This window comes from uncultured Maricaulis sp. (assembly GCF_963975345.1).
Taxonomy (GTDB): domain Bacteria; phylum Pseudomonadota; class Alphaproteobacteria; order Caulobacterales; family Maricaulaceae; genus Maricaulis.
The window spans coordinates 1-7410 of the sequence record NZ_CAXBGE010000020.1; the positions used below are offsets into that span (position 1 = coordinate 1).

The 7410-nt window shown below is 61.8% G+C and carries 7 protein-coding genes and 1 tRNA gene; 2 read left to right on the forward strand and 6 right to left on the reverse strand.

Going from position 1 to position 7410, the window contains the following annotated elements; all coding sequences use genetic code 11:
* Positions 1-380: 380 nt before the first annotated feature.
* Positions 381-454 (reverse strand) — tRNA-Gly (locus AAC029_RS15600).
* A 163-nt stretch (positions 455-617) separates the two neighbouring features.
* On the opposite strand from AAC029_RS15600, the gene AAC029_RS15605 reads away from it, so the two are divergent.
* Complete coding sequence (locus AAC029_RS15605; RefSeq protein WP_339749634.1) at positions 618-2558, forward strand: cation:proton antiporter; 1941 nt, start codon at positions 618-620, stop codon at positions 2556-2558.
* Between the two features lie 42 nt (positions 2559-2600).
* On the opposite strand, the gene AAC029_RS15610 is transcribed toward AAC029_RS15605, so the two are convergent.
* Together AAC029_RS15610 and AAC029_RS15615 are read right to left on the reverse strand one after the other, a co-directional pair.
* Positions 2601-2969 (reverse strand): cupredoxin family copper-binding protein, encoded by a 369-nt coding sequence (locus AAC029_RS15610; protein WP_339749636.1) that lies wholly within the window; start codon positions 2967-2969, stop codon positions 2601-2603.
* Complete coding sequence (locus AAC029_RS15615) at positions 2957-3484, reverse strand: DUF4142 domain-containing protein (RefSeq protein WP_339749638.1); 528 nt, start codon at positions 3482-3484, stop codon at positions 2957-2959. The genes AAC029_RS15610 and AAC029_RS15615 overlap by 13 nt, the downstream gene beginning before the upstream one ends.
* 143 nt (positions 3485-3627) lie before the next feature.
* Between AAC029_RS15615 and AAC029_RS15620 the strand changes: the two genes are divergently transcribed.
* The gene (locus tag AAC029_RS15620; protein WP_339749641.1) at positions 3628-4590 is read left to right on the forward strand and encodes an AraC family transcriptional regulator; all 963 of its coding nucleotides are present in this window, start codon (positions 3628-3630) and stop codon (positions 4588-4590) included.
* A 30-nt stretch (positions 4591-4620) separates the two neighbouring features.
* Here the strand turns inward: AAC029_RS15620 and AAC029_RS15625 are convergent, their stop codons facing one another.
* The 3 genes from AAC029_RS15625 to AAC029_RS15635 form a co-directional block, all read right to left on the reverse strand.
* Positions 4621-6081 carry a sodium:solute symporter family protein gene (locus AAC029_RS15625; RefSeq protein WP_339749644.1) on the reverse strand — a complete coding sequence of 487 codons (1461 nt, stop codon included), beginning with the start codon at positions 6079-6081 and terminating at the stop codon, positions 4621-4623.
* Between the two features lie 133 nt (positions 6082-6214).
* A complete protein-coding gene (locus AAC029_RS15630) occupies positions 6215-6841 on the reverse strand; it encodes a hypothetical protein (protein ID WP_339749646.1) in 627 nt (208 codons plus the stop codon).
* Between the two features lie 150 nt (positions 6842-6991).
* Positions 6992-7410, reverse strand: a 419-nt coding sequence (locus AAC029_RS15635; protein ID WP_339749649.1) for a GIY-YIG nuclease family protein, incomplete at its 5' end; no start/stop codon positions are given.

A 7410-nucleotide genomic window follows, 5' to 3' on the forward strand; every position in this document is an offset into this window, starting at 1 on the left:
GTCCCGATGTTCGCGTGCGGCTTGTTGCGCTGAAACTTTTCCTTCGCCATGGTCTTTACCTCTTGAACGCCGATCTTAGGAAAAGACGGGCTGATCGTCATGCAAAATTGGTAACATGGGCACTTGGAGGCGTGCCCGGTTCGGATGCGCGCCTGATACACGCGCTAGACCGGTCTAGGCAAGCGCGAATGCACATCGCCGGCCGTGGCGGCTTTGCCGGGGCGATGCGGGGTGGTGATGGAAGAAGTTCATGCGGCGCAGAATAAGCGGGGCGCGTGACATCGAGCGCGGCCCTCCTTCGCCAAGGCTTCGGAGAGCACCTCTTCGCCCCAGGTGCGCGCTGCGGCTGGCTTGCCACCCGAAGCCCGCAGGGCGAAGGGTGGAGCGGGTAGTCGGGATCGAACCGGCATCCTCAGCTTGGAAGGCTGCTGCACTACCATTGTGCTATACCCGCGCCAGACCTCACCGTTTAGCCGCTTCGAAGGCAGGCGTCGAGGGGCTGTGCAGCATGGATCGCACCACAAATGCCGCTGCCGTTTTCCTCGATCGACCCACGTGACCGCACCGGCGCTTGGCGCTAGGTTGGCCGCGACACACGACCACGCAATGGGGACATCATGACCGGATTTCTACTGCTGGCCTTCACCTTCCTGATCGCCGGCGTGATTGCGGTACCGATCGCCTCGCGGCTCGGGCTCGGCTCGGTGCTGGGCTATCTGATCGCCGGCATCGCCTTGGGCCCATTGCTGGCGGCGCTCGGAGTCGATCTGGTCTCGATCCAGCATTTCGCCGAATTCGGCGTGGTGATGATGCTCTTCCTGGTCGGCCTCGAGCTTGAACCCAAATTGCTGTGGCAGATGCGCGCCCGCCTGCTCGGGCTGGGTGGACTGCAAGTGCTCGGAACCGTCGCCGGCGTGACGGCAATCGGGATCGGCTTCGGCCTCGCCTGGCAGACGGCGCTGACGGTCGGCATGATCCTCTCGCTCTCCTCCACGGCCATCGTGTTGCAAACCCTCAACGAGAAAGGCCTCGCGCGCAGCGATGGCGGGCGGTCGAGCTTTTCGGTTCTGCTGTTCCAGGACATCGCCGTCATCCCGATGCTGGCCCTGATCCCGCTCTTGGCGCTGCCCGACCTGCTCAACGACGGACACGCCACCGAAGCGGCAGACGCGACCCATGCCGCCGGCGAAAGCGGCCATGCCGGCTTCGACCTCAATCTCGTCGACGGACTGGCCGGCTGGCAGCAGGGCCTTGTAACCCTTGCCGCAATCGCCGCGGTGATTGCGATTGGCGCTTTCCTGACGCGGCCGATTTTTCGCTATATCGCCAAGGCCAAGATGCGCGAGCTGTTCACCGCGGCCGCCCTGATGATCGTGATCGGCATCGCCTTGTTGATGACACTGGTCGGCCTGTCGCCAGCGCTCGGCACATTCCTCGCCGGTGTCGTGCTGGCCAATAGCGAATACCGCCATGAGCTGGAATCCGACATTGATCCCTTCCGCGGCCTTCTGCTTGGCCTGTTCTTCATGACCGTCGGCGCCGGGATCAATTTCGCCCTGCTCGCCGATCATCCTGCCGCCATTCTCGGCGCCGTGGTCGGATTAATCGCGCTGAAGGCCGGTGTGCTCTGGGTGTTGGCGCGAATTTTCGGCCTGCAGGGCTCGGACCGCTGGCTGTTCGCCCTCGGTCTGGCCCAAGCGGGCGAATTTGCTTTCGTGCTGCTTGCTTTCACGATGGCCAATGGCGTCATTCCAGCGCCGCTCGCCGCACAGATCTCGCTTATCGTGGCCTTATCGATGCTGCTGACCCCGGCCCTCTTCATCCTGCTCGACAAGGTGATCATGCCGCATTATCTCGCCCGCTCGGACCGCCCCGCCGATGAGATCGAGCCGGGTGGCAAGATCATAATCGCCGGGCATGGCCGCTTTGGCGGCATCATCAACCGCATGCTGTCCTCGGCCGGCCATGCAACGACGGTGATCGACTACAGCTCCGAGCATCTCGAGGCCCTGCGCGCCTTCGGCTTCCAGGTCCATTTCGGTGACGCGACCCGGCCCGACCTGTTGCAATCGGCCGGCATTGCCGACGCCAAGCTCCTGATCATCGCCATCGACGACAAGGAGAAGATCACCGAGCTGGTGCGCTATGCAATCAAGACCTATCCGGATCTGCACGTGCTCGCACGGGCGATTGATCGCGATCATGTCTATGAGCTCTGGGCCGCAGGCTGCCGCGATATTGTCCGCGAAGCCTATGACAGCTCGATCCGTGCCGGCCGCTCGGCGCTGCAGGCGCTCGGCCGCAACTCGAAGCAGGCGGCGCGCTATGCCAGCGAATTCGAACGCATGGACCGCGCCTCGATGCCCGTGCTGGCCGATCTCTACCGCCTCGACACACCGCCCCATCTCAACGCTCCCTATGTCGCCAAGGTCAAAGAGATCCGCGAGGAATGGGAGCAGCAATTACGCGGCAGCATGGAGGCTGCCGAGGCGAAGGACGCAGGCGAAGAGACCGACGAGGCCGCCGCCGCTGCGGCGAATCCGGTCTCGTCGGCCTGAGCCGGACGGGCCATTCGACAAGGACGGCTGCGGGCGAACCGGTCAGTTCTCATCCCGGGCGATTACGAGGACCTCCCCGGTCATGTTCGGGTGAAAGACGCATCGATAGGAATAACGTCCCTCAACATCGAACCGGATTCGCGAGCTGGCATTGCGCGCCATCGAGCCGGTATCCCAATCATCGGCCAATCCGGTCGCCGTGTGCGGTGCGAGATCCGCATTGATCCACTCCACGCTGTCGCCTGCCCGGATCGTGACCAGCGCCGGCTCAAAGTTGAATCGCCGGATCATGACCTGGGCCACTGGCTCGCCTTCCGCGGCCAACGCGCCCTCCGCCGGTCCGGCCAGGACGAGGGCAAGCCCCAGACCCTGACCGAAGCCGCGGCGCGAGAGCCGGCTCAGCTCGCGCATTCCAGCGCCGTCACCATCCGACCCGCATGTGCCTCGTGGACGCGGAAGGTCACCAGCGCGTCAGTCAGCAGGGTCCGCAATGGCGCAACCGTCACGACGGGGATGAAGCTGTCGGCCACGGTGGCATTGACCACTTGATGATAGCCGAGCTCGTTCAACGCATAGGCGCAATCGAACTCCCGTCCCGTCAGCGACATCAATTCGGCGCGCTTGGAGGCGGCGCCTTCGAGCAGGGATCGGCTGAGCGCATTGTCCTGCGGGCTGACATTGAGTTCGGCGAGCAGCTCGCCCGCGGCGGCATTCACCGCGTTGTGGTCGCGGATCATCGTCTCCGCGAAGCTCCGCACGGCATCATTCTCGGAAATTGCGAGGGCAAGATGGCCGTAGCGAATATCGATCGCGTCAGCCGTGTAGGCGGCATGGGCGATTTCCAGGTCATTCATGACGTCGTCGGCGTGCGCGCTTGCAGCTGTGGCCGTGACCGCGACGATCATGGCAAGGGATAGAGTATTCATCGGTAGGCTCCGTTTCATGTTTCCGGTTTTCGATAACGCCAGAGATCATGTCGTTGCGCGGATGAAAATGTGATATTGTCCAGAATTCATGCTTGATCGTCCACATATATGGACGAATGCTGAGTTTACGGATATCCAGAACCATGCTTGATCTGCTCAGCGACATTCTCACCCGGCTTTCCCTGCGGGGCGCCCTCTATTTTCGCACCAATTTCAGTGCGCCCTGGGGGGTCCGGGTTCCGGCTTTCAGCAATGTCGCCCGCTTCCACTATGCTCATCGGGGCGAAACCGCCATTCGGGTGGCTGGCTGCCGCGAACACCTGATCCTGGCCCAGGGTGATTTGGTGATCATCCCGCACGGCGCGGCCCATATTCTCTCCTGCCGGGAGACCGACCCCGATGACGCGCTGCCGCTGGAAGACGTGCTGGAGCGCGCCGGTTATGACGGGCGCGGCGCGCTGGTCTTCGGTGGCGAAGACCATTCACGCAATTCAGAACTGATCTGCGGACATTTCTCATTTGCGCCGGGTTCCCGGCACCTCCTGTTCGAGCGACTGCCAGCTTTCATTCACATTCGCAATTACGGCGAGGATGCCGGCCCCTGGCTGGAAGCGAGCTTGCGGATCATCGGCGCAGAAGCGGGCGGCGCACGGCTGGGCGGCGATCTGATCGCGCTGCGCATGTCTGAAGTGATCTTTGCCCAGGCCATTCGCAGCTATACCGAGGGCGCCGACAGTGTGAACAGCCATCTTGCCGGTTTCGCAGATCCGCACCTGGCACCGGCCCTCGCCGCTTTCCACCACCGTCCCGCCGCGCCCTGGAGTGTCGCAGGCCTGGCCCGCGAGGCGGGCCTGTCTCGCACCGGTTTCGCTCAGAGCTTTACCGAAAAACTGGGTATTACGCCGATGAGTTACGTCACGAGCTGGCGCATGCAGATCGCCCGCGAAGCCTTGGTGCAGCGCCGCCTGAGCGTTGCCGAAGCCGCCGAAATTTCGGGGTATGCGTCAGAATCCGCCTTCAGCCGGGTGTTCAAGAAAGAGACCGGCCAGTCTCCCGCCGCCTGCCGCCAAGGCGCGGCCGGGACCCAGCCGGAACGCGCCGCCTGAAGACTTGTCAGCGGTAGTCTGTTTGCCTGCTCACACCGCCGCCTTCTGCGCATTCAAGGGCGAGATCAAGCTGCCCGCAATCATGCCGACAATCGCCATGAAGAGGCCCGCAAGCTGGGGCGGAACGAGCATTGACGCATCATTGGCCATCATCTGCAGATTAAGGGCTTCCAGCACAGCCCAGGTTGAGACACCCAGCGCGATCGAGACCAGGGCGCCGGTATTGGTGGAGCGCTTCCAGTAGACGCCAAAGGCCAGCGGCACGAAGGCACCGCACAGCGTGACGAGATAGGCATTCTCGACCATTTCGAAAATGCTCAACCCGGCCGATGTGCTCAGATAGGCATAGCCCAGCACCACCAGGCCAAACACGAAGACGCAGGCCCTCAGCGTCCAAAGCAATTGCTTGTCATTGAGCTTGAACGCGTCCTTGAAGATATTCTCGGCCAGGATGGCCGAGGGCGCGAGCAGCGTGCCCGAGGCGGTCGACATGATGGCCGAGAGCAGCGCGCCGAAGAAGACGACCTGAACCGGCATCGGCACGTCATTGAGGATGAATTCGGGCAGGATGCGCTGCGGATCGCCGCCCTCAGCCATATTGACCGTCAACAGGCTCGGATCAAGCAAGGTGGCGCCATAGGCGATGAAAATCGGGATGAAGCAAAAGGCGATATAGAATGTGCCGCCAATGACGGTCCCGCGCACGGCCGTCTTCTCATTCTTCGCCGACATCACGCGCTGGAACACGTCCTGCTGCGGGATTGAGCCCAGCGCCAAGGTCACGAATGTGCCGACAAACGCCAGGATCGCGGCGAGATTGAGCTCGGGCCAAAAGTCGAACTTGTCATGGGCGGCAGCGTGATCGATCACCGCCATATAGCCGCCATCAAGGCGGTCAGCGACCAGCCAAGCGACTATCAGGAGCCCGCCCAGAATGATCATCATCTGGAGAAAATCCATGATCGCCACCGACCACATACCGCCGAAAGTCGTGTACAGCATGACCACCGTCAGCCCGATCACCATGCCAAGCTCAAACGAGACAGCTTCGTGTGAAATCAGATGGATCGTCAGGCCCAGCGCCACGATCTGGGCCGAGACCCAGCCGAGATAGCTGATACAGATCGCGATCGAGATCAGCACTTCAACCGTGCGGCCGAACCGGTTGCGATAGAAGTCGCCAATCGTGAGCAATTTCATCCGGTAGAGCCGGGCGGCAAAGAACAGACCGACAAAAATCAAACATAATCCCGCACCAAACGGATCTGCGACAATCCCGCCCAGCCCCTCCTCCATGAAGGTGGCCGGCATGCCTAGAATGGCTTCAGAGCCGAACCAGGTCGCAAACACCGTCGCGATAGTGATGTAGATCGGCAGCGAGCGGCCGGCCAGAACATAGTCGGTAGAGCTGCGCACGCGCGACGCCGCGTGCAAGCCAATCCCGACCGAGACAAGCATATAGAGAACAACAAAGATGATCAGTGTGCTCATGATGTCCCCCAATCATGACCGGCATAGCGCGCCGAGCGAAGTCGAGAATCGCGTCAGAAATCTGGCGTGAGAATTCTGATCCGGCAAATGCTTTTCTATGGGGGTGTTGAGTGGCGTTGGATTCTGACCGGCCTCAGTCGACCTCAGCCTGTTCCGCCTGCAGCCAAGCCTGATAGCCCCGCTCCCAGGCCGCATCGACTTCATCGCGCGCCGTGCAATCCAAGCGGCCATTATAGCGTCCACCCGCGCGGCCGTAGCGGCGCGGGACTCCAGCGTCCAGAAACTCACGCCGGTAAGCGGAATTCAGCGTCCTGTACTCGTCGAAGAGTGGACCTTGAACCACTTCCTCCGGTGGATCGCCGACAAATGCCCAGATCGCGTACGGCTGAACGAAGAAGAGGTTCATGACAGGCCAGCCCAGGACCTCATCCTGGAAATAGGCATAGATACGCCCTTCCTGTGATTGCGGCCGGAAGAAACCCCATTGCAGAACGCTTATCACGACCATCACCGTGACGAACCAGATCTGGACCGCCCTTATCCCGACCGGGATACGAACCGCTTTGGGTCTGACGATATCGACATAGAGCCAGAGGCCCAGGGTGATGGTGAACAGGCTGGAAACATACAGCAGGCGAGGGCGAAACAGTCCGCCGTCAAACCACCAGGCGACGAGGTCTTCACACCCCAGGCTCACGGTGGAGAAGAGGTGCAGCAGATACCAGAGCAGGCCGGCAACGAGAATCGTCACCGTGGTCATCCACGCCATCCGTGTGGGCTTCTGCCCGTCCCGCCCCGATTTCACCCGCAAGCGCCGCCGCATACCACCCTCTCGCCGAGCCTCACCGGAGATGACGCTAGAACAAAGCCGCCCGCTGGACCAGTGGTTGTGACGGCCCGGATAGACGGGCTAGAGATGACGGTGCGCGAAGGCGCGACCGGAGCCGGACTTCAGGTAGCGCTCGAAAGCAACCGCCCGTGCGGGATCGTCGAACGCCAGGTAAGTCTGCACGCGCCAGGGCCGGAATTTGGCCGTGTGCCTGACCTGTCCGGCATTGTGTCGCGCCAAGCGCGCAACGAGATCGGTGGTCATGCCGGTGTAGAAATGCTGACCACACTCGGATCTGAGAATGTAGACGTAAGTCATTTTACAATTATGACGAGCAAAATGATAAATCTCCAGACAATACGTCGACCAACTTGCAGCCTTCGTTCGATTGAGCGTTGGGCCTGCCCAGCCGAAGCTCGCGCAGCGAGGAGTGATGATCAGTCGAGGCAGTGTCGGCGCCAGTCCGCCTTCGCCAAGGCTACGGCGGGACAGCCTTCGCT